The organism is Kitasatospora azatica KCTC 9699 (assembly GCF_000744785.1).
Classification (GTDB): Bacteria; Actinomycetota; Actinomycetes; order Streptomycetales; family Streptomycetaceae; genus Kitasatospora; species Kitasatospora azatica.
Genome location: NZ_JQMO01000002.1, coordinates 1,194,086 through 1,212,418, shown reverse-complemented (window position 1 = coordinate 1,212,418; position 18,333 = coordinate 1,194,086). Strand labels below are relative to the sequence as shown.

General features: G+C 72.1%; 22 protein-coding genes and 1 pseudogene. 14 read left to right on the top strand and 9 right to left on the bottom strand.

What is annotated here, in order from left to right:
- The first annotated feature begins 14 nt into the window (after positions 1-14).
- The 3 genes from BR98_RS05705 to BR98_RS05695 all read left to right on the top strand — a co-directional run bounded on the left by BR98_RS05705 (position 15) and on the right by BR98_RS05695 (position 2,127).
- Positions 15-551: an SMI1/KNR4 family protein gene (locus tag BR98_RS05705; protein ID WP_051969346.1), complete on the top strand. Its 537-nt coding sequence runs from the start codon at positions 15-17 to the stop codon at positions 549-551.
- Positions 551-1,081 (top strand): type 1 periplasmic-binding domain-containing protein, encoded by a 531-nt coding sequence (locus BR98_RS05700; RefSeq protein WP_035840755.1) that lies wholly within the window; start codon positions 551-553, stop codon positions 1,079-1,081. The genes BR98_RS05705 and BR98_RS05700 overlap by 1 nt, the downstream gene beginning before the upstream one ends.
- A 74-nt stretch (positions 1,082-1,155) precedes the next feature.
- The gene (locus BR98_RS05695; RefSeq protein ID WP_035840753.1) at positions 1,156-2,127 is read left to right on the top strand and encodes an aldo/keto reductase; all 972 of its coding nucleotides are present in this window, start codon (positions 1,156-1,158) and stop codon (positions 2,125-2,127) included.
- Between the two features lie 31 nt (positions 2,128-2,158).
- Here the strand turns inward: BR98_RS05695 and BR98_RS05690 are convergent, their stop codons facing one another.
- The gene (locus BR98_RS05690) at positions 2,159-2,986 is read right to left on the bottom strand and encodes an SDR family NAD(P)-dependent oxidoreductase (protein WP_035840751.1); all 828 of its coding nucleotides are present in this window, start codon (positions 2,984-2,986) and stop codon (positions 2,159-2,161) included.
- A 41-nt stretch (positions 2,987-3,027) separates the two neighbouring features.
- Between BR98_RS05690 and BR98_RS05685 the strand changes: the two genes are divergently transcribed.
- From BR98_RS05685 to BR98_RS05670, 4 genes are all read left to right on the top strand, one after another.
- A complete protein-coding gene (locus tag BR98_RS05685; protein ID WP_035840749.1) occupies positions 3,028-3,777 on the top strand; it encodes a class I SAM-dependent methyltransferase in 750 nt (249 codons plus the stop codon).
- Positions 3,778-3,884: 107 nt separating this feature from the next.
- Positions 3,885-4,568, top strand: a complete 684-nt coding sequence (rpe, locus tag BR98_RS05680; RefSeq protein ID WP_035840746.1) for a ribulose-phosphate 3-epimerase — start codon at positions 3,885-3,887, stop codon at positions 4,566-4,568.
- Between the two features lie 92 nt (positions 4,569-4,660).
- Positions 4,661-5,620 (top strand): pirin family protein, encoded by a 960-nt coding sequence (locus tag BR98_RS05675; protein WP_035840743.1) that lies wholly within the window; start codon positions 4,661-4,663, stop codon positions 5,618-5,620.
- Positions 5,621-5,776: 156 nt separating this feature from the next.
- A complete protein-coding gene (locus tag BR98_RS05670; RefSeq protein ID WP_232247251.1) occupies positions 5,777-6,862 on the top strand; it encodes an RNA-binding protein in 1,086 nt (361 codons plus the stop codon).
- A gap of 42 nt (positions 6,863-6,904) precedes the next feature.
- On the opposite strand, the gene BR98_RS05665 is transcribed toward BR98_RS05670, so the two are convergent.
- Positions 6,905-7,261 carry a helix-turn-helix transcriptional regulator gene (locus BR98_RS05665; RefSeq protein ID WP_035840740.1) on the bottom strand — a complete coding sequence of 119 codons (357 nt, stop codon included), beginning with the start codon at positions 7,259-7,261 and terminating at the stop codon, positions 6,905-6,907.
- Positions 7,262-7,358: 97 nt separating this feature from the next.
- Between BR98_RS05665 and BR98_RS05660 the strand changes: the two genes are divergently transcribed.
- Entirely contained in the window at positions 7,359-8,000 is a 642-nt protein-coding gene (locus BR98_RS05660) for a sigma-70 family RNA polymerase sigma factor (protein ID WP_051969345.1), read from the top strand.
- Positions 8,001-8,210: 210 nt separating this feature from the next.
- Here the strand turns inward: BR98_RS05660 and BR98_RS05655 are convergent, their stop codons facing one another.
- Complete coding sequence (locus BR98_RS05655; protein WP_035840737.1) at positions 8,211-9,035, bottom strand: YhjD/YihY/BrkB family envelope integrity protein; 825 nt, start codon at positions 9,033-9,035, stop codon at positions 8,211-8,213.
- A 243-nt stretch (positions 9,036-9,278) separates the two neighbouring features.
- Here BR98_RS05655 and BR98_RS05650 point away from each other — a divergent pair, with 243 nt between their 5' ends.
- From BR98_RS05650 to BR98_RS36045, 3 genes and pseudogenes are all read left to right on the top strand, one after another.
- On the top strand, positions 9,279-9,572 hold the full coding sequence (locus tag BR98_RS05650; RefSeq protein WP_198042133.1) for a carbonic anhydrase: 294 nt from the start codon (positions 9,279-9,281) through the stop codon (positions 9,570-9,572).
- Positions 9,573-9,673: 101 nt separating this feature from the next.
- Positions 9,674-9,842: pseudogene (locus tag BR98_RS05645) on the top strand (hydrophobic protein).
- A 285-nt stretch (positions 9,843-10,127) separates the two neighbouring features.
- Positions 10,128-10,385 carry a hypothetical protein gene (locus tag BR98_RS36045; protein ID WP_051969343.1) on the top strand — a complete coding sequence of 86 codons (258 nt, stop codon included), beginning with the start codon at positions 10,128-10,130 and terminating at the stop codon, positions 10,383-10,385.
- 130 nt (positions 10,386-10,515) lie between these two features.
- Here the strand turns inward: BR98_RS36045 and BR98_RS05635 are convergent, their stop codons facing one another.
- The 3 genes from BR98_RS05635 to BR98_RS05625 form a co-directional block, all read right to left on the bottom strand.
- A complete protein-coding gene (locus BR98_RS05635; protein ID WP_035840735.1) occupies positions 10,516-11,496 on the bottom strand; it encodes a zinc-binding dehydrogenase in 981 nt (326 codons plus the stop codon).
- Between the two features lie 84 nt (positions 11,497-11,580).
- Positions 11,581-12,165 (bottom strand): TetR/AcrR family transcriptional regulator, encoded by a 585-nt coding sequence (locus tag BR98_RS05630; RefSeq protein WP_035840734.1) that lies wholly within the window; start codon positions 12,163-12,165, stop codon positions 11,581-11,583.
- Between the two features lie 42 nt (positions 12,166-12,207).
- On the bottom strand, positions 12,208-13,170 hold the full coding sequence (locus BR98_RS05625) for a LysR family transcriptional regulator (protein ID WP_035840731.1): 963 nt from the start codon (positions 13,168-13,170) through the stop codon (positions 12,208-12,210).
- A 122-nt stretch (positions 13,171-13,292) separates the two neighbouring features.
- Between BR98_RS05625 and BR98_RS05620 the strand changes: the two genes are divergently transcribed.
- Positions 13,293-14,474 carry a M6 family metalloprotease domain-containing protein gene (locus BR98_RS05620; RefSeq protein WP_035840728.1) on the top strand — a complete coding sequence of 394 codons (1,182 nt, stop codon included), beginning with the start codon at positions 13,293-13,295 and terminating at the stop codon, positions 14,472-14,474.
- Positions 14,475-14,693: 219 nt separating this feature from the next.
- Positions 14,694-14,915 (top strand): hypothetical protein, encoded by a 222-nt coding sequence (locus tag BR98_RS05615; protein WP_324606658.1) that lies wholly within the window; start codon positions 14,694-14,696, stop codon positions 14,913-14,915.
- 18 nt (positions 14,916-14,933) lie between these two features.
- Here BR98_RS05615 and BR98_RS05610 read toward each other — a convergent pair whose 3' ends face one another.
- Positions 14,934-15,422 (bottom strand): nucleotide triphosphate diphosphatase NUDT15, encoded by a 489-nt coding sequence (locus BR98_RS05610; protein WP_051969342.1) that lies wholly within the window; start codon positions 15,420-15,422, stop codon positions 14,934-14,936.
- Entirely contained in the window at positions 15,416-16,891 is a 1,476-nt protein-coding gene (locus tag BR98_RS05605; protein ID WP_035840721.1) for an SDR family oxidoreductase, read from the bottom strand. Before BR98_RS05605 ends, BR98_RS05610 begins: the two co-directional genes overlap by 7 nt.
- A 103-nt stretch (positions 16,892-16,994) precedes the next feature.
- Here BR98_RS05605 and BR98_RS05600 point away from each other — a divergent pair, with 103 nt between their 5' ends.
- The gene (locus BR98_RS05600) at positions 16,995-17,951 is read left to right on the top strand and encodes a 2-hydroxyacid dehydrogenase (RefSeq protein ID WP_035840719.1); all 957 of its coding nucleotides are present in this window, start codon (positions 16,995-16,997) and stop codon (positions 17,949-17,951) included.
- Here BR98_RS05600 and BR98_RS37505 read toward each other — a convergent pair.
- Positions 17,935-18,252, bottom strand: coding sequence for an arylamine N-acetyltransferase (locus tag BR98_RS37505; protein ID WP_083976014.1), 318 nt, complete (start codon positions 18,250-18,252; stop codon positions 17,935-17,937). The genes BR98_RS05600 and BR98_RS37505 overlap by 17 nt on opposite strands.
- Positions 18,253-18,333 lie beyond the last annotated feature (81 nt).

Here is an 18,333-nt window from a genome sequence, read left to right as displayed (position 1 = left end):
AGGAGGGTGATCCGATGAGTCTGGACCGACTCAGGACCATGCTGTCCGCTCCGGCGGGCGGTGGGGACAGCGTGGACTGGGAGGCGGCCGAGGCGGCCCTCGGCCGGCGTCTCCCGAGCGACTACCGCGAGTTCATCGCCGTCTACGGCGCGGGCTCGATCAGCGACCACCTGGGCGTGGCGATCCCGGTCTCGACCAGTGGCCCGGGTGAGCCGCCGATCGACGTGGTCGAGGAGACCGGCGAGGCGCGGTTCACCTTCGCCCGGGTCCGCAGCGGACTGCCGGCGGACGTCACCGACGAGTCGGCGCTGCTCGGTTGGGGCCACAGCGACAGCGCCGACACGCTCTGCTGGATCACCACCGATCCGGACCCGGACAACTGGCCGGTCGCCGTGTGGAGCGACTTCGAACAGCAGTGGCTGGTGTTCAAAGTCGGCATGGTCGACTTCCTGATCGGGCTACTGGCCGGCGAGTTCGACGAGTGTCCGCTCAGCGACCTCTCGCTCTGGGGCCGCCCGAGCCAGCGCTACCTCAGCTGGCGGGAGGCCTAGTGCGGGGCCGCACCCGGGTGGCCGTCGCGGTGGTCGGCGGCCTGGCGGCCGCCGCGGCGGCCGGAGCGGTGCTGCTGCTGGGCGGCTCGGGACATGCCCCGGTGCGCCCCGCGAAGGTGGTCGCCAACGACGTCTCCGGGCGGGGCACCGCCTGCCTGGCGGCGGACAGCGCGACGGCCGCCGCCGGGGCGACGGTCACCGGGGTGTGGAGCGCGATGCAGGCGGCGGCCGGGACGGGGCAGCAGCAGCGCAACGTCCAGCAGCTGATCATGCCCGCCACCGACGCCGAGCAGGCGCGGCCGTACCTGGCGGGACTGCTCAGCCAGCGGTGCGACCTGATCGTCACGGTGGGCCGGCCCTTCGGGCAGGCCGCCCCCGCGCTGTCCGTCGGGCACCAGGGGGTGCGGTTCGTCGCGGTCGACGCGGCGCTGCCGGGCGACCCGCCGCCCGGCGTCACGCTGCTTGCCGGCGACCAGGCCCCCGACGCCGTGCGCCGGCAGGTGAGTGAGATGGCGGTGTCCAAGAAGTGAGTTGAGGCTACGTCAGATCCAACTTGCGGGTCGCTCTGGACAAACAGGGCCGGTGCGGCAGAGGGTGGACAATCATGGAGTACACCCACCTCGGCCGGACCGGCCTCCGCGTCTCCCGACTCTGCCTGGGCACGATGAACTTCGGCCCGCACACCGAAGAACCCGACGCCCACCAGATCATGGACGTCGCACACGAGCAGGGCATCAACTTCTTCGACACCGCCAACGTCTACGGTTGGGCCGAGAACCGCGGCCGCACCGAGGAGATCATCGGCAACTGGTTCGCCCAGGGCGGCGGCCGCCGCGAGCGCACGGTGATCGCCACCAAGCTCTACGGCGAGATGGGCGCCTGGCCCAACGAGGGCAAGCTGTCCGCGCTCAACATCCGACGCGCGGTGGACGCCAGCCTGCGCCGTCTGCAGACCGACCACATCGACATCTACCAGATGCACCACATCGACCGGGCCACTCCCTGGGAGGAGATCTGGCAGGCGATGGAGGTGCTGGTCGCCCAGGGCAAGATCATCTACGTCGGCTCCAGCAACTTCGCCGGCTGGCACATCGCGCGCGCCCAGGAGGCCGCCAAGGCCCGCAACTTCCTCGGCCTGACCAGCGAGCAGTCGCTCTACAACCTGCTGGAGCGCAGCATCGAGCTCGAGGTGCTACCCGCCGCCGAGCACTACGGTCTGGGCGTCATCCCCTGGTCGCCGCTGCACGGCGGCCTGCTGGGCGGAGTGCTGCGCAAGGAACGCGAGGGCGTGCGCCGCACCAGCGGACGGGCCGCCGACGCCGTGGGCAAGCACCGCGAGCAGCTCGAGGCCTACGAGGACTTCGCCGCCGAGCTCGGCCACGAGCCCGGCGACATCGCCCTCGCCTGGCTACTCACCCGCCCCGCCGTCACCGCCCCGATCGTCGGCCCGCGCACCCTGGACCAGCTGCACGCGGCGGTTCGGGCGCTGGACGTCCAGCTGGACCAGAAGGCGCTGGCCCGACTGGACGAGATCTTCCCCGGCCACCGGCCCGCGCCGGAGGACTACGCCTGGTGATCGACCGCGGCCCTGGCGCCTGTTCCACCTCTCAAGGCGCCAGGGCCCTGGCCACCAGCTCCGCCGAGAGCGCCCGCAGCTGCTCGCGCGCCTTCGGGTCGTACGCCTGGGCGTCGGCCCGGGCCTCGGCGGTGCCGTTGTAGTAGTGGCCGCTCGCTGCGCCCGCCGGGCCGGTGACCAGCTCCAGGGTCGCCGCCACCCCCTGCTCGACGCTGCTCATCGGCTCGACCCCCGCCTCGCGGACCATTCCGGTGGCCATGAAGGTCGCGGGATGCAGGGCGTTGACGGTGACCGGCGAGCCCTCGGCGGCGAGTCGGTCGGCCAGGTCGAAAGTGGCGATGACCTGCGCCAGCTTGGCCCGCCGGTAGGCCGTCACCCCGTCGTAGGCGGCGAGCAGCTGCGGGTCGGCGAAGTCGATCGGATACTGCCCGGCCGAGGCCACGTTGACGATCCGCCCGCCCGCCTCGGTGAGGCGGGGGAGCAGCCGGTCGGTCAGGTGGTAGCCGGCCAGGTAGTTGACGGCGAAACGGAGCTCGACGCCGTCGGCGTTCTGCTCGCGCCCGCTGCCCGGCGCGCCGAAGCCGATCCCCGCGTTGTTCACCAGCACGTCCAGCCGGTCGAAGTCGGCCAGCACCTGGTCGGCAAGCCGGTCCACTTGGCGCAGCTCGGCCAGATCCGCCAGCCGCACCTCCGCCCGCCCACCGGCGGCCCGCACCTGCCGCTGAACCTCCGCCGCCCGCTCGGCGGAGCGCCCGTGCAGGATCAGCAGGGTGTCCGGGCCGGCCAGGCGCAGCGCCAGCGCGCGGCCCAGTCCGTCGGTGGCGCCGGTGATCAGGATCGTCCGTGGCGTCTGTGACATACCGTCAATCTATCGAAGCACCCGAGCACTTGGAGGCAGTGGTGACCCAGGCCCACGAGGATCCCCGGCTGGCGGCGGTGTACCAGCACGGCAACGAGATGCCGGCGGCCGCGCTGCGGGCCTGGGCGGCACTGATCGCCGGGTACCTGCCCGCCGCCACGGCCGTGCTGGAGGTCGGCGCGGGCACCGGGATGTTCACCGCCGCGCTGGCCCGGGAGCTGCCGTCCGCCGAGGTCACCGGAGTCGAACCCAGCGCCCCGATGCGCGCCGAGGCCGAGCGGCTCAGCGGCCACCCACGGGTGCGCTACCTCGCGGGCTCCGCCGAGGCGCTGCCCGTCCCGGACGCCGGCTTCGAGCTGGCGCTGCTCTCCCGGGTGGTCCACCACCTGCCCGACCGCCCGGCAGCCGCCCGCGAGTTGGCCAGGGCGCTGCGACCCGGCGGACGGCTGGTGCTCCGGACGACCGTGCGTGAGCGGCTGGACGCGCCGGTCTACCGCTACTGGCCGCGCCTGCTGCAGACCGACGCCCGCCGCTTCCCGAGCGAGGCCGAGCTGCTGGCCGACTTCACCGGCGCCGGCTTCACCGTGCACCAGGTGCGCTCCTTCGCCCAGCCCGTCGCCCGCGACCTGCGCGAGCTGCGGGAACGGCTGGTCCATCGGCCGCAGTCGAAGTTCCTGGCCCTGACCGAAGCCGAGTTCGCCGCCGGACTGGCGCGGCTGGACGCGGCGGGTGAGGGTGGTGGCCCGGTCGAGGAACGGTATGACGTGATCGTTCTGGAACGTGCGTCGTAAGCCTTCTGGACCGTGCGTCGTGATCGTTCTGGAACGCGCTTCCTGATCCGGGAGATGATGGGGGTCGGGCGACCGCCCGGAGCGACGATCGGTGAGGGTTTTCGGAAATGGCGCAGATCAACCCCAGCATCCTGTCCGCGGACTTCGCCCGCCTGGCCCAGGAGGCGGAGGCGGTGCGGGGCGCCGACTGGCTGCACGTCGATGTGATGGACAACCACTTCGTGCCCAACCTGACCCTCGGCGTGCCGGTGGTGGAGTCGCTGGCCCGGGCCACCGACACCCCGCTGGACTGCCACCTGATGATCGAGCAGCCGGACCGCTGGGCGCCGCAGTACGTGGAGGCCGGGGCCGGCTCGGTCACCTTCCACGTGGAGGCCGCCGCCGCGCCGGTCCGGCTCGCCCGGGAGATCCGCGCCAAGGGCGCCCGCGCCGCGATGGCGCTGCGGCCGGCCACCCCGATCGAGCCCTACGAGGACCTGCTCTCCGAGCTGGACATGGTGCTGATCATGACCGTGGAACCCGGCTTCGGCGGCCAGGCCTTCCTGGACATCATGCTGCCCAAGATCCGCCGCACCCGGGAACTGATCGCCAAGCACGGCCTGGAGCTGTGGCTGCAGGTGGACGGCGGGGTGTCGGCCACCACCATCGAGCGCTGCGCCGAGGCCGGCGCGGACGTCTTCGTGGCGGGCTCGGCGGTGTACGGCGCGGCCGACCCGGCCGAGGCGGTCCGCTCGCTGCGGGCCCAGGCCGAGGCGGCCAGCGCGAGCGCGCCGTGGGCCTGCGCGCACTGAGGCTGGTCGCTGCGCGCACTCAGGCTGGTCCCTGACCGCACTCAGGCTGCGTCAGAGTTACCTCGGGGCCGGGTCAGAGCTACCTTGGCCTGGTGAGCAACCTTGATCTCAAGCCCGTGGCAACCCTGTGCGCCGGCGACCCCAGCGCCGGTCCGGTCCGTGATCTGCTGACCGGCCGGACCGTGCAGCTGGGCGAGAGCACCCAGGTCCGTCGTCTGCTGCCCAACCTGGGGCGACGGATGGTCGGAGCCTGGTGCTTCGTCGACCACTACGGCCCCGACGACATCGCCGACGAGCCCGGAATGCAGGTCCCACCGCACCCGCACATGGGCCTGCAGACCGTGAGCTGGCTGCACGACGGCGAGGTCCTGCACCGCGACAGCCTCGGCAGCCTGCAGACCGTCCGCCCGCGCGAGCTCGGCCTGATGACCTCCGGCCGGGCCATCTCCCACTCCGAGGAGTCCCCGCGCCCGCACCCGCGGCTCCTGCACGGCGCCCAACTCTGGGTCGCCCTCCCCGACGCCCACCGCCACACCGCCCCCACCTTCGAACACCACGCCCAGCTGCCCGAGATCACCGCCCCCGGCCTGCACGGCACCGTGATCCTCGGCTCGGTCGACGGCGCCACCTCACCCGGCACCACCTACACCCCACTCGTCGGCGTCGACCTGACACTCCGTGAGGGCAGTACGGCCCAACTGCCCCTGGAACCCGGCTTCGAGTACGCGGCCCTGGCGATCAGCGGCAGCGTGGACGTCGACGGCGTCCGCGTCGAACCGGGCTCGGTCCTCTACCTCGGCTGCGGCCGCCGCGAACTCCCGCTGCTGGCCCGCACCGACAGCTCCCTGCTGCTGCTCGGCGGCGAGCCGTTCGAGGAGAAGCTCGTCATGTGGTGGAACTTCATCGGCCGCTCGGACCAGGACATCCGACAGGCCCGCGAGGACTGGATGACCACCGCCCGCTTCGGCGAGGTGCACGGCTACGACGGCGATCGGCTGGCCGCGCCGGAGCTGCCCCAACTGCCCCTGAAGCCACGAGGAAGGGCGTGCTGACCTGCGAGAATGTGGCTGCAGCCTGGGCGGTTGCCGGATCCGCACCACGGGTGCACCACCCACTGATGCGGCGTGGTCAGTCGACCGCTGAGCCGGCGCGAGGCCAGAACCCGGGGAACTACGTGACCGTCGATGGGCGGGGATACCGTGAGCCCGGTGGAGTACGTGTACCGAGTGACGAAGTACGACCCGGCCGACCGCGACGAGCGCGGTCGCTACGTCGGTGCCGAGGACAGTGAGAGCGACTACGGTCCGGTGGAAGCCGCGTACCTGCGTGCGGTCGAGGAGTTCGCGCGCGAGAGCGGGGTGACCCGGCTGGCCGTCCGAGAGCCGCACGCCCCGTCCCCGTACCACGACGGCGAGGAGATCCCGCTCGCGGTCGCCGTGGAGGTGGTGCGCGGGATGCTGCGCGGGGACGGGTTCTACTGCCGGTTGGAGGTAGCCGGCCGGTTCGAGGTCCAGGTCGGGTGGGACCTGTACCTGTACCTGGGCAGCGCGGTGCCGTGCCACGGGGCGGTGGAGCGCACCCGGGCGCTCGGTCTCTTCCCCGAGCCGCTGAGCGTGTCCCCGTACGAGCCCGAGGAGCCCGGCGAGCAGCGTCCGGCCGACGAGACCTTCTGGGCCCGGCTGCGCCACCTGCTGCTCGACCGGACGCTGCTCCTGGAGGAGGGCTACGTCCACAACGCCACCCGGTGGCACCGGTTGGCGCCTGACACGCTCGAAGCAGTGCGAGCCGGCCTCGCGCCGCGGGCCATGCTCTGCGTCTGGCCCGACCTGAGTACCGATGTCGCCGCAGTGCTGGCCGACCTTCCCCAGGACGGGTCGGCCGAGCTGGTCTGGGAGGACACGCAGGGCCGGATCAGCAGCGTGGACACCGAGGAGCCGGAGCCCGCTGACCTGGTCGAGCTGGCCGCCGGGGCCCGAGCCGCTGCCCTGCTCTCCTGTTGCCTGGACGACCGCAACCCGCTGCTCACTGCCGTACTGCCCGACGCTGACGGCGTGTTGCGCGCCCGTTGGCGGACCGACCCCACACCGGGCGATCAGGCGTGGGTACTCCTGCGAGGGCTCGCGGTCGGAGAGATCCGCTCGGGGGCCGAGCTCGCCGGGATCGAAGTGGAGGTCGAGGGCGTGGTCACCGAGGTGGGGGAGGAGACGCGAGTCGAGATCGTGGGGGTGGACCTGGTGCGGGAACGGGCCTCGGGGGTGCTTTTGGTTGGGGCTCCGGCCCGATACGAGCAGTAGCGCCAGTGGAGGGCCCCATGCGGGAACGGGAGGCCGTGGCGGTCACGAATCCCGCTCGGAAGGGCCTTCGGAGGGACGGTTCGGCTCGCCGTCGGCAGTAGCGGGTTCCTCGTCGAGCAGTTGGAGCAGGGAGGCCACGGTGCGGCCGGCTTCGGCGGGGTGCCGCAACTGGGTGTGAGGTGTCACCTGGTAGCGATTGCGCCGTCCTTCTCGCGAGTGGGTGAGGTAACCGTCCGCCTCCAGGTCGGCGACGATCGCCTGTACGGCGCGCTCGGTCAACTGGCAGGTCGCGGCCACGTCGCGCAACCGGATCGCGGGATCCTTGGCGATCAGCGAGAGCACCCGGGCGTGGTTGGTCAGAAACGTCCACGCCCGTCGGCCGACGGCATTCGTCTCCATCTGTCCATCGTACGAGCGATATTTCACGTCCTCCAATATGTGAACAAAGGAGCCGAGTACAGGCACGGATTCGGGTTTCTGCCCCCGCCGGCACGGGTTGCCGGAGATCGCTGCTCCGCTGGCCGTCAGCACCAGCGAGGCACGGGAGCTGTCGCGCGTCCTCCTGCTCCGCCTGCGGCATACGGAGCAGGGCACGGAGTTGCACTCCTATGTGCGCGGGACGCTGATCGAACTCAACGTGTCCCTCGTCAAGTTCGCGGCCAGGCGCTTCCGCAGCAGCCACGAACCGATGGACGACATCATCCAGACCGGCACGGTGGGCCTCATCAAGGCCATTGACCGCTTCGACCCGGACCGTGGAGTGGAGCTCACCACCTTCGCCCTCCCGACGATCATCGGTGAGATCCGTCGGTTCTTTCGCGACTCGACCTGGGCGGTGCACGTCCCCAGGCGCCTCCAGGAGGCCCGGCTCGCCGTCGTCAGGGGCTCGGACGAGCTCGAGCAGTACCTCGGTCGCGCGCCCACCACGGAGGAACTCGCCGTACACCTCTCGCCCACAGGACGAGGTGGTCGAAGCGCTCGCAGCTGCCACCGCGCGAACCGCCACCTCATTGGACGCACCGTCGGACGACGGCGATGTGGACAGCACCTGGGAGTGTTGCCTGGGCTGCTGCGACCAGGCGCTCGCCGTGGTGGAGGACGTGCAGTCCCTGAAGCCGCTGATAGCCGCACTGCTTGAGCGCGAGCGCACGATACTGCAATGGGGGGGCGGCCCGGCGAGGCCGACCAGGCACCCGGCGCGCCGACGGCGGTTGTCACGCCGTGCACGGGTAGGCCAGTGAAGCGTTCGGCACGAACGCTTCGAACCCTGCTTCCTCACACACCGTTCCAGCCTGCGCGGCCCGCAGCGCGGTCGCAGCGGGCCGGTGGCCCGCACGGGACCCGGCGGTCAGTCAGCGTCCGGCCCGCCCTCGTCGCCGCGCCGATCGTGAAGGATCGGGCCGACCATGGCTCCGGCGTAGACGGTGTAGCCGACGCCGATCAACCAGGACTGCACGACCAGCACGGTGCCGACCGTGCCGTAGGAGATCGCGTTGGAGACGATGAGCGGGGCGAAGACCAGTTGGGAGAAGACCCGCAGCCCGGCGAACGCGACGACTGTGGCGATCGCGCCGGGCAGCAGGGTGCGCCAGGCCACGCGGCCGCCGAGCAGCAGGTGCTGCAGCCACCAGAAGTACAGGACGCCGCCGAGGACGCTCACGGCGGCACGCAGCGCTGTGGTGGCGGTCGCGTGGTGGGGGAGCACACCACGCCAGGTGGTGAGCAGGATGTAGGCGATCAGTGCGGCCAGTCCGACGACCTGCCGCCATACGGTGTGCCAGGGTCCGGCGGACAGCTGCCAGATCCTCTCGTAGCTGCGCTGCAGGGCCGACATCAGGGAGATCCCGAAGACCGCGAGTGCGGCCAGACTCAGGGCCGTGGTGGCGCTGAGCACCTCGCTGCGCGTGGCGAACAGGTCGCCCACGGCGCGTGCCGAGCGCCCGGACAGCGCGAGGCCGTCGGTGATCCAGTCCGCGATCCCGTTGCCCCGGCTCGGCAGCGCTGCGGCGATCACCACCAGTAGCGGCACCAGGGTGACGAAGAAGAGCGCGGCGAAGGCCAGCGACCGGTACAGCAGCTCGATCTCCTGGCCGTGGCGCCAGAGCTCTCGGGTGAGTCCCACAGTTTGCCGGCCGAGCTCCCTGATCCGGTGACCCAGGGGTGTCGAAGCCATGGCCCTGCTCCTCGGGAGGTCGTGGTGGCCGACCCCGACCAGGATCGAGCGACCTGGGAGGGCGACCGGTCTCTGACATCCTCGGCGCGTTGCCGCCGGTGCTTGAGGACTGACCAGACCTTGGCCGTCGCGTCCAGGAGCCGTGCCGATCTCCTCCGATGAGACTGTGAGACCGGGCGAGTCGGTACACCGCCGGGGGCCGGCACCGGCCTGCCAGTCCAGCTCGGCGCCGCCTGCGGGCGAATGCCGGACGGAGCGGCCCCGCGCAGGGTGGCCGGCGCTGCCCGCGAGCCGGGCTGCCGGCCCGCATCGGCCGCCCGCGCCTCCGGCCTGGACAGCGACGCCGACCTGATCGACTCCCACATACGGCACACCGTGGACCTGCTGCTCGACCGCTCCCGCGTCCTCGCCGACCAGGTCGCCTCCGGCCGCGCCGCAGTGGTCGGCCTGGCCTACCAGCTGGCCGAGGGCAGTGCCCGGCTCGTCACCGTCCGGGGTATCCCCGCCGCAGAATCGGCTGCCACGAACAACGGATGAGAGCCGGCTTCGGCGCCGGCCGGCGAGCCGTCCTGATCTTCCGGATCTCGTCGGTTTCACGATCGTGAACCGGGCAGACGCGGGGGCGCGGAGGTACGACGATGATTCTCCTATTGGTGTTGCTGCTGGCGCTCATCCTCGGGCGGTGTCGGGTTCGCGGTGCATGTGCTGTGGTGGGTGGCGCTCGTGGTCCTGGTGTTCTGGCTGCTCGGCTTCGTGTTCCGGGACCCGTCCCACAGCGGCGGCCGAGCGCGCTGGTACCGGTGGTGAGTACTCCCATGCGTGCCGGTCCGCGTGGTGCTGTCTGAGGATCTTGCCCGGCTGGCGGCCGCGCTGGTCCGGGTGGGACTGTTCAAGACCTCCGCGAAGGAACCACAGGGGGTGCCATGAACCCGCTGGAACGCATGGTGCGCGCACTGGACCGGGTGCAGCAGGGGCACCCGGCGCCCGCCGTCGTGTTCGGCATCGTCAAGAAGTACGGGGACGACCGGGGCGGTTACCTGGCCGCTCTGATCACCTACTTCGGTTTCCTCTGCCTAGCTGCCGCTGCTGCTGTTGCTCAGCACGGTCCTGGGTTTCGTCCTGCACGGCCACCCCGGCGCCCAACGGGCTGTGGTCGACTCCGCGCTCGCCGACTTCCCGATCCTGGCTTCGCAGCTGCGGGAGAACGTGCACTCCGTCCAGGGCAACGGACTCGCGCTGGCGGTGGGCGTGTTCGGCCTGCTCTACGGCTCCCTCGGCGTGGCCCAGGCCCTCCAGCACACGATGGCGCAGATCCGCGCAGCATCGTGCAGCCGCCGCTCACGACGGTGATCGGCTGGCTGCGCCTGAGCTGCCCTAACTGCCCCTGAAGCCACGGGGACGGGCGCGCTGACCCGAGCCTGCTCGGGCCCGGGCGGCGAGGCCGGTGATCACTGCGGGCGGGGGCCGGCCGGAGGCGGGTTCAGTCGAGGGTGACGACCATCTTGCCGAGGGCTGTTCCGGCCTCCATCACCCGGTGGGCGTCGACGATCTCCTCGAACCGGAAGACGCGGGTGGGGCGGGCGCGCAGCGCGCCGGCGCTCACCTTGGCGTAGATCTCGTCCAACGGCACGTCGGTGAGCGGGAATTCGGGGGTGCCCAGGACGAAGGCGCTGCCGAAGAAGCTGAGCCGGACGCCGCTGGGGAGATCGGCGAGCGGGTCGAAGTCCGGCACCGGTGCGAATCCGCCGAGGAAGCCGAGCTGGCAGACCCGGCCGCGGGGCCGGACCAGGGCCAGCGAGTCGCGCAGGACGCTGTTGCCGATGAGGTCGAAGACTGCGTCGACGCCGAGCCCCCGTTCCTTGACCTGGGCGGCGAGCGCGCCGTCGTCAACGAGCACCTCGGCGGCCCCGAGCTCCTTCAACAGCGGTATGTGCGCGGGGTTTCGGGTGGTGGCGAGCACGGTCGCGCCGTGGTCGACCGCGAGGTTGACGGCGGCCTGGCCGAGCGAGGAGGTCGCTCCGCGCACCAGGACCGTCTCGCCCGGCCGCAGGTCGAGGTTCCCGAACAGACCGCTCCACGCCGTCGCGTACACCTCGGGAACGGCGGCCAGCTCGGCCCAGTCCAGCGCGGAGTGCACGGCCAGCACATTGGTCGCCGGTACGGTCACCAGTTCCGCGTAACTGCCGTTGCGGGTCCGCCCCATGCCGCCGAGGATCGCCACCACCATGGTGCCGACGGGGAGTTGGCCGGAGGGGTCGGCCTCGACCAGCCCGGCGCACTCGATTCCGGGAACGGCCGCGACCTCTCCCCAGGCGCCGCTGCGCATGTACGCCTCGGCATGGTTGAGGCCGAACGCCTTGACGCGGACCAGCACTTCGCCCTCGGCGGGCACCGGGTCGGGCAGCTCGGTGGGGGTGAGTACCTCGGGACCGCCGTGGGCGGAGATGACGATGGCCTTCATGTTCCGGGCTCGATTCTTGAGCGGTCATTCAAATATTGGGCCGACAGAAGGGCCACCGCGTGCGGTGGCCCGGGTGGCCGGCTGTCAGGCGAGAGCGGCGAAGGCGTTGTCGACGATCGCCCGCAGCAGTGTCTCGTCGGGATTCGCCTTCCCGACGACCATCAGCCCCTGGCAGGTCGCGACCAGCAGCTTCGCGCTGCCGGCCGGGTCCAGCGAGGTGCGCACCTGGCCCCTGCGGGCCGCGTTCTCCAGCGCGTGGGTCATGCACCGTTCCAGCCGGGCCAGGTGGCCACGGACGACGGCCGCCGCCTCGTCGTCCTCGGCGGCCTTCTCGATCGCCGTGTTGACCAGCAGGCAGCCCTGCCGGCCCTCGGGGCTGAGCAGGTCACGCACCAGCCCGTCGAAGTAGCCGCGGATCTCGGCCACCGAGGCGCCCGGGGCCTCCAGTTCGCCCAGCTTCTGGGGAACGACCAGCTTGGCGTAGCGTTCCAGGGACTTCAGGAACAGGGCGTGCTTGCCGCCCGGGAAGGCGCTGTAGATGCTGCCGGGCTTGACTCCGGTCGCCTTCACCAAGTCCTCGATGGACGTCGCCCGGTAGCCGCGCTCCCAGAACCGCAGCATGGCCTGGTTCAGGACGGCGTCGGGCTCGAACTCTCGAGGTCGGGGCATGCGGCCAACATACCTGAGCGACCATTCAAGAACAATCCCGATTCACCGGGTCGGCGGCTCGGGTCGGTGCCTGCGCAGCCATTGCCGGTAGGTCGGGCTGCGGGTGGCGGCGGCCCGGTGGGCTTCGGTGGCGTGCTCGACCAGGGTCGAGCCCAGCTGGGCCAGCGGGCCGGACCGGTGCCAGCCGAGCAGGTGCCGGTACCACAGGGGGTTGCCGGTGATGGGACGGACGGCGATGCCCGGCAGCTGCTCGAAGGTGGCCTGGCACAGGCTCACCGCGTGGCCGCTGCGGACCAGTTCGAGCAGCAGCCGCCCCTGCGCCTCGTGCACGGTGCGCATCCGGCGACCCAGCGCGAGGAAGGTGGTGGACCAGTACTCGCGGGTCCGGTCGTCGTCGGGAGGCGGGGAGGCCCAGTCCTCGTCGGCGAGTTCGTCCAGCGGAACCTCGCCGAGCGCGGCCAGCCGGTGGCCGGCGGGCAGGGCGACGAAGACCGGCTCGGTGGCGATCGGGTGCAGCGTGACACCGGGGCGAGGGGCCAGCTCGTAGCCGGGGCTGTCGCCGACCACGGCCAGGTCGAGGCGGCCGTTGGCGAGCTCCTCGGCCAGCGGCACCGAGGAACCCTGCTCGCGGGCGGCGATCCGGGCCCTCGGGTGGTGGGCCTTGAGGGCGGTGATCAGCCCGCCCAGCAGCGGCGCGTTGACCGAGCCGAGCCTGAACAGCGGGACCGGGTCGGCGAACCGGGCGGCCGACGTGGAGCTGCCCAGCAGGTCGTCAATGGTGGGCAGGACGGCCCGGGCCCGGGCGAGCACCACCTCGCCGAAGGCCGTCGGCATGGCCCCGGAGGACGTGCGGTCGAAGAGCGGGCCGCCGAGCAGGGTCTCGATCCGGCGCAGCTGGGCGCTGATGCCGGGCTGGGTGAGGCGTAGGGCGGCGGCCGCGCGGCTGAGGCTGCCGGTCTCGGCGATGGTGCAGAGGATCCGCAGGTGGCGTATCTCGAGCTCCATAACCGGATGTTATGGGCGGCTGGGGGCTCCCGGAAGGGAGCGCGGACCCTCAATCTTGTCCCACATGTGAAATGTCATATCGCATTACCCTCTGATCCTCGCCTGACTCTCGAAGGAGAGAGATGCGACTGTGCCCCCTCACCACCGCTCTGGCCCTGGCCCTTCCCCTGGTGACCGCCGCCCCGGCCGTCGCCGACCCGCTCCGCCCGTCCGGCGCAGCCGTCCCCGCCGCCGCGTGCGCCCTGCCGGGCCGGACCGGATGGACCGACGAGGGCCACGACACCGACCGCGCGCAGTTCCAGCAGCCGCTGGGCACCAAGCACGTCCTGATGCTCTTCGTCGACTTCCCCGACGCCCCGGCCACCGGTGCGCTCGCCGAGTACTACCGCCAACTCGCGCCGGCCGCCGACTGGATGAGGCAGGACTCGTACGGCAGGACCCGTCTGGACGTCACCCCGCTGAACCAGTGGCTGCACATGCCGCAGGACTCGGCCTCCTACGGCTTCCAGCGCGGCATCACCTTCGAGCAGCACGAGGCGTACGTGAAGCAGGCGGTCGAGGCCGCCGAGCCGTACGCCGACCCCTCCCGCTACGACATGCTCTACGTCGTCCCGACCAGGAGCGCCGCCGCGATCAGCTTCTCGCCCACCTACCTGTTCAACCCGACCACCGCCGGCATCACGGTCAACGGCAAGCGGATCAAGTGGGCGGTCACCTTCGGCCAGGACATGTACAACTGGGGCTACAAGGTCGCCGACCACGAGACCTCGCACACCTTCGGGCTGCCCGACCTCTACGCCTTCACCGGCCCCGACTACCACCGCTTCGCCGGTGGCTGGGACCTGATGGGCCTCATCTCGGGCCCGGCCCCGCAGCATCTCGGCTGGGAGCGCTGGAAGTTCGGCTGGATCGACGACCGGCAGGTCGCCTGCCTGCCGGCGGCGGGCAGCCGCACCGTCCGCCTGCAGGCCGTCGAACGCCTGGGCGGCACCAAGATCGCGGTCATCCGCACCGGCGAGACCACTGCCTACGTCGCCGAGTCCCGCCGAGCCGTCGACGCGGACGCGGGCGCCTGTTCCACCGGCGTGCTCATCTACAAGATCGACACCGCCGCCCAGACCGGGGAGGGGCCGGTCCAGATCGTCAACGGCAACCCGGACGCCACGCCACCGGCCGGCTGCAAGCCCCTCGACGTGGCCGCCTACGGACCCGGACAGTCCTTCACCGACCCGGCCGCCGGAGTCCGGATCGACGTGCTGCGCCGCGACCGGCTGGCCGACACCATCACAGTCACCCGGCGGTAGTCAGGTCGCGCGGTGGCCGCAGTGTGACGCAGTCGACCGGACACGCCGGCCGGCGGCTGGTGGCGGTGCGCCACAATGACTTCCGCACACGCTGCGGCGAGCCCGGGAATAAGACGGGCCAGCCCGGTGTCTTAGCTGGGTTGCGGTGAGGGACCGCAGCGCGGAACAGAGCGGAACAGAGGGGGAACGAAAGTGGAGCCGGGGAGCAGACGCCGGGACGTGGCGGCGCTGGAACGCAAGATCCGCGCGGCCGGAAGGCCGTGGACGATCGGCGACATCGCGATGGTCAGCCACTGCCAGTGGGCCGTGCGCACGCGGATGGAGGCGGTGGCCGAGGAGTCGGCCGTGCGGGACCGGATCGCGGACGAGCGCAGCGTGGGGCTGACCCTGGAGGAGCTGCTGCGGTCGGCCGGGGGCGACCGCGACGCCCGCGAGGACTGACGGCCGCCGGCGGAACCGCTAGCCGACCGGGTAGGCGTGCACCCCGGTCGGTAGCCCGTTCGACAACCCGTGCGGCAGCGCGGCCGCCGTCGGGAGCCACTGCGCGAGCACCCAGGCCGAGGGCCCGAACATCGGCTCCGGCAGCGCGTCCAGCCCGACCCGCTCCCACCCCGCGCAGGCGTGCGGCTCGGTGACGAAGGCGGGTGCGTCGCTCGGCGGGGCGAGCACGGCGGCGGTCAGCCGCGGGCGGCCGTCCTGGTGGTCGAGGATCACGCCGAGCACCCGCATCCGCTCGGCGGGCAGCACGATGCCGGTCTCCTCGGCCAGTTCACGCGCCGCCGCCTGCTCGAAGGACTCGCCGGGATGGTCCACCTTGCCGCCGGGCAGGCTCCAGCTCGGCGGCTCGCCGACGGTGGTCCGGCGGCCGACCAGCACCCCGCTGCCGTCGACGGTCGGGACGATCACGCCCGCCCCGATCAGCGGGGCGGGGCCGGGCGCGGTCACCACGCGGAGGGCTCGAAGTCCTTGAGGAAGCACCCGTACAGGTCCTCCCCGTGCTCGCCGCGCACGATCGGGTCGTACACCCGGGCGGCGCCGTCCACCAGGTCCAGCGGTGCGTGGAAGCCGGCGTCGGCGAGCCGCATCTTGTCCGGGTGCGGCCGCTCGTCGGTGATCCAGCCGGTGTCCACGGCGGTCATCAGGATGCCGTCGGTCTCCAGCATCTCCTGCGCGCTGGTGCGGGTCAGCATGTTCAGCGCGGCCTTGGCCATGTTGGTGTGCGGGTGGCCGGCGCCCTTGTAGGCGCGGCTGAACTGGCCCTCCATCGCGGAGACGTTCACCACGTACTTGCGGCGGGCCGGGGAGGCGGCCATCGCCTTGCGCAGGCGGCTGATCAGGATGAACGGCGCCGTCGAGTTGCACAGCTGCACTTCGAGCAGCTCGATCGGGTCGACCTCGCTGACCGTCTGCACCCAGCTGTTGGTGTCCGCCAGGTCCGGCACCAGGCCGCCCGCGTCGATCGCGGTGCCGGCCTCGATCCGGGCCGGCGAGGCCGAGCCGGTGACCAGGGCCAGCGCGGTGACCTCCTGGGCGCTCAGCGGCTGCCGCGAGCCGGGCAGCGCCGGACGGTCCACGCTGCCGCTGCCGAAGCTGCCGATCACCTCGGAGGCGGGCAGCTCGCCGGCCGGCAGCGGCGCCGACTCGGCCGCGAGCAGCTCGGCGTAGGCGGCGGGGGAGCGGCGCACGGTCTGCGCGGCGTTGTTGATCAGGATGTCCAGCGGGCCCTCGGCGGCCACCGAGTCGGCCAGCGCCACCACCTGGGCGGGGTCGCGCAGGTCGATGCCGACGATCTTCAGCCGGTGCAGCCAGTCCGCGCTGTCCGGCATCTCGGTGAAGCGGCGGATCGCGTCGTTCGGGAACCGGGTGGTCACCGTGGTGTGCGCGCCGTCGCGCAGCAGCCGCAGCGCGATGTACATGCCGATCTTGGCCCGGCCGCCGGTGAGCAGCGCCCGACGGCCCGTCAGGTCCACCTTGGCGTCGCGGCGGGCCCGGCTGTCCTTGGCGCAACTCTGGCAGAGCTGGTGGTAGAAGGCGTCCACCTCGACGAAGCGGTCCTTGCAGATGTAGCAGGAGCGCGGCCGCTGCAGGACGCCGGCGATCTCGGTGGTGGTCGGCGTGGACAGGCCGAAGACACCGGCCGTCTCGTCGTCGATCCGGCCCGGCGCGCCGGTCGCGGTGCGAGCCGTCACGGCCCGGTCGTTCGCGGTCTTGGCGGCCCGGGTCTCCTGCCGGCGGCGCTGCTTCACGGTGCGGAAGATGCCCGCCACCGCCCGGCGCACGGTGATCGCGTCGGGGTGGTCCACCGGCAGCTCGTCGAGTTCGGCGAGTACGTCGAGGCAGAACTGGAGGCGCTCCGGGTCGATGCCCGGCCCGTACTCCTCCTCCGTGGTGTCCTGCTGCTCCGCTGCCGTCGTCATGCTGCCGCTGCTTCCCTGATGATCGCTGTTCCCCACCGAATGACTTGTTGAATCGTACGGAGTGCCCTGCGAGCGGCAAAACGGCGGTGGGTAGATTGCGGGCATGATCACAGTGACCGAGCCCGTGGTGCTGCTGCCGTACCCGTCCGAGCAGATCCCCGGGATGCCCGACGGGCTGGCGCCGTCCGTCTTCGACGGAGCCGAGTACGACGGGCGCCCGGGACCGCCGCCGACCGAGCTGCTGGCCCGGGTCGAGCTGCTGGTCGTCCCGTACATGCAGACCGGCACGGTGCTGCCGCTGCTCGGCGCGATGGAGCGGCTGCGGGTGGTGCAGACCCAGACCGCCGGGGTGGACGACATCCTGCCGCACCTGCCCGCCGGCGTGACGCTCTGCAATGCGCGCGGGGTGCACGACGCCAGCACCGCCGAACTCGCGGTGGCCCTGACGCTGGCCGCGCTGCGCGACATCCCGGGCTTCGTCCGGGGACAGGACGCCGAGCAGTGGCGGGCCGGCTTCTACCCGGCGCTGGCCGACAAGCGGGTGCTGATCGTCGGCTACGGCTCGGTCGGCGCGGCGATCGAGGCGCGGCTGCGGCCCTTCGAGGTCGAGGTGGAGCGGGTGGCCCGCACGGCGCGCGCCACCGAGTACGGCCCGGTGCGCCCGCTGGCCGAGCTGCCCGCGCTGCTGCCGCGCGCGGACGTGGTGATCCTCGCGGTACCGCTCTCCGAGCAGACCCGGGGCCTGGTGGACGCCGCCTTCCTGGCCGCGCTGCCGGACGGCGCGCTGCTGGTCAACGTGGCGCGCGGCCCGGTGGTCCGGACCGAGGCGCTGCTCGCCGAGCTGACGGCGGGCCGGCTGCGGGCGGCGCTGGACGTCACCGACCCCGAGCCGCTGCCGGCCGGCCACCCGCTCTGGCACGCGCCGAACCTGCTCATCTCCCCGCACGTCGGCGGCAGCTCCTCGGCCTTCCTGCCCCGGGCGCGGCGACTGATCGGCGAGCAGCTGAGCCGCTTCGCCAAGGGGGAGCCGCTCGCCAACGTGGTCAGTCCAGCCGGCTGAGCTGCTCGGCGGTGAGCGTGACGCCGAACTGCTCGCGGTAGGCGTCGAGGCGGTGCTGCGCGGTGGGCAGTTCCTGTTCCTGCCGCTCGCCTTCCTGCCGCTCGCCGTGGACGGTACGGATCAACTGGTGGCCGGCCAGCGTGATCCGGCCGTTCCCGACCAGCATCGAGCAGACGTTGCGCCCGGTGAAGGCGGAGTCGGGCGAGGTGGCCTGGAACCAGCAGGTCGGGATGAAGTCGCTGATCTGGTAGGAGCGTTGGTCGAGCCGGTACTGCGGCTCGCCGTCGCAGTGGACGTCCAGGTCCGGGCCGTGCTCGAGGACGGTGAAGCCACCGCACGGGTGCGGGGCCCCCTGTTCAGGTCGGGCCGGGCCGGGTCGGGT

Bases quoted from the DNA above. Each gene is read 5' to 3' on its own strand.
- BR98_RS05705 (WP_051969346.1), top strand. From the start codon at position 15: ATGAGTCTGGACCGACTCAGGACCATGCTGTCCGCTCCGGCGGGCGGT.
- BR98_RS05695 (WP_035840753.1), top strand. From the start codon at position 1,156: ATGGAGTACACCCACCTCGGCCGGACCGGCCTCCGCGTCTCCCGACTC.
- BR98_RS05690 (WP_035840751.1), bottom strand. From the start codon at position 2,986: ATGTCACAGACGCCACGGACGATCCTGATCACCGGCGCCACCGACGGA.
- rpe (WP_035840746.1), top strand. From the start codon at position 3,885: ATGGCGCAGATCAACCCCAGCATCCTGTCCGCGGACTTCGCCCGCCTG.
- BR98_RS05665 (WP_035840740.1), bottom strand. From the start codon at position 7,261: ATGGAGACGAATGCCGTCGGCCGACGGGCGTGGACGTTTCTGACCAAC.
- BR98_RS05655 (WP_035840737.1), bottom strand. From the start codon at position 9,035: ATGGCTTCGACACCCCTGGGTCACCGGATCAGGGAGCTCGGCCGGCAA.
- BR98_RS05650 (WP_198042133.1), top strand. From the start codon at position 9,279: ATGCCGGACGGAGCGGCCCCGCGCAGGGTGGCCGGCGCTGCCCGCGAG.
- BR98_RS05635 (WP_035840735.1), bottom strand. From the start codon at position 11,496: ATGAAGGCCATCGTCATCTCCGCCCACGGCGGTCCCGAGGTACTCACC.
- BR98_RS05630 (WP_035840734.1), bottom strand. From the start codon at position 12,165: ATGCCCCGACCTCGAGAGTTCGAGCCCGACGCCGTCCTGAACCAGGCC.
- BR98_RS05625 (WP_035840731.1), bottom strand. From the start codon at position 13,170: ATGGAGCTCGAGATACGCCACCTGCGGATCCTCTGCACCATCGCCGAG.
- BR98_RS05620 (WP_035840728.1), top strand. From the start codon at position 13,293: ATGCGACTGTGCCCCCTCACCACCGCTCTGGCCCTGGCCCTTCCCCTG.
- BR98_RS05605 (WP_035840721.1), bottom strand. From the start codon at position 16,891: ATGACGACGGCAGCGGAGCAGCAGGACACCACGGAGGAGGAGTACGGG.
- BR98_RS05600 (WP_035840719.1), top strand. From the start codon at position 16,995: ATGATCACAGTGACCGAGCCCGTGGTGCTGCTGCCGTACCCGTCCGAG.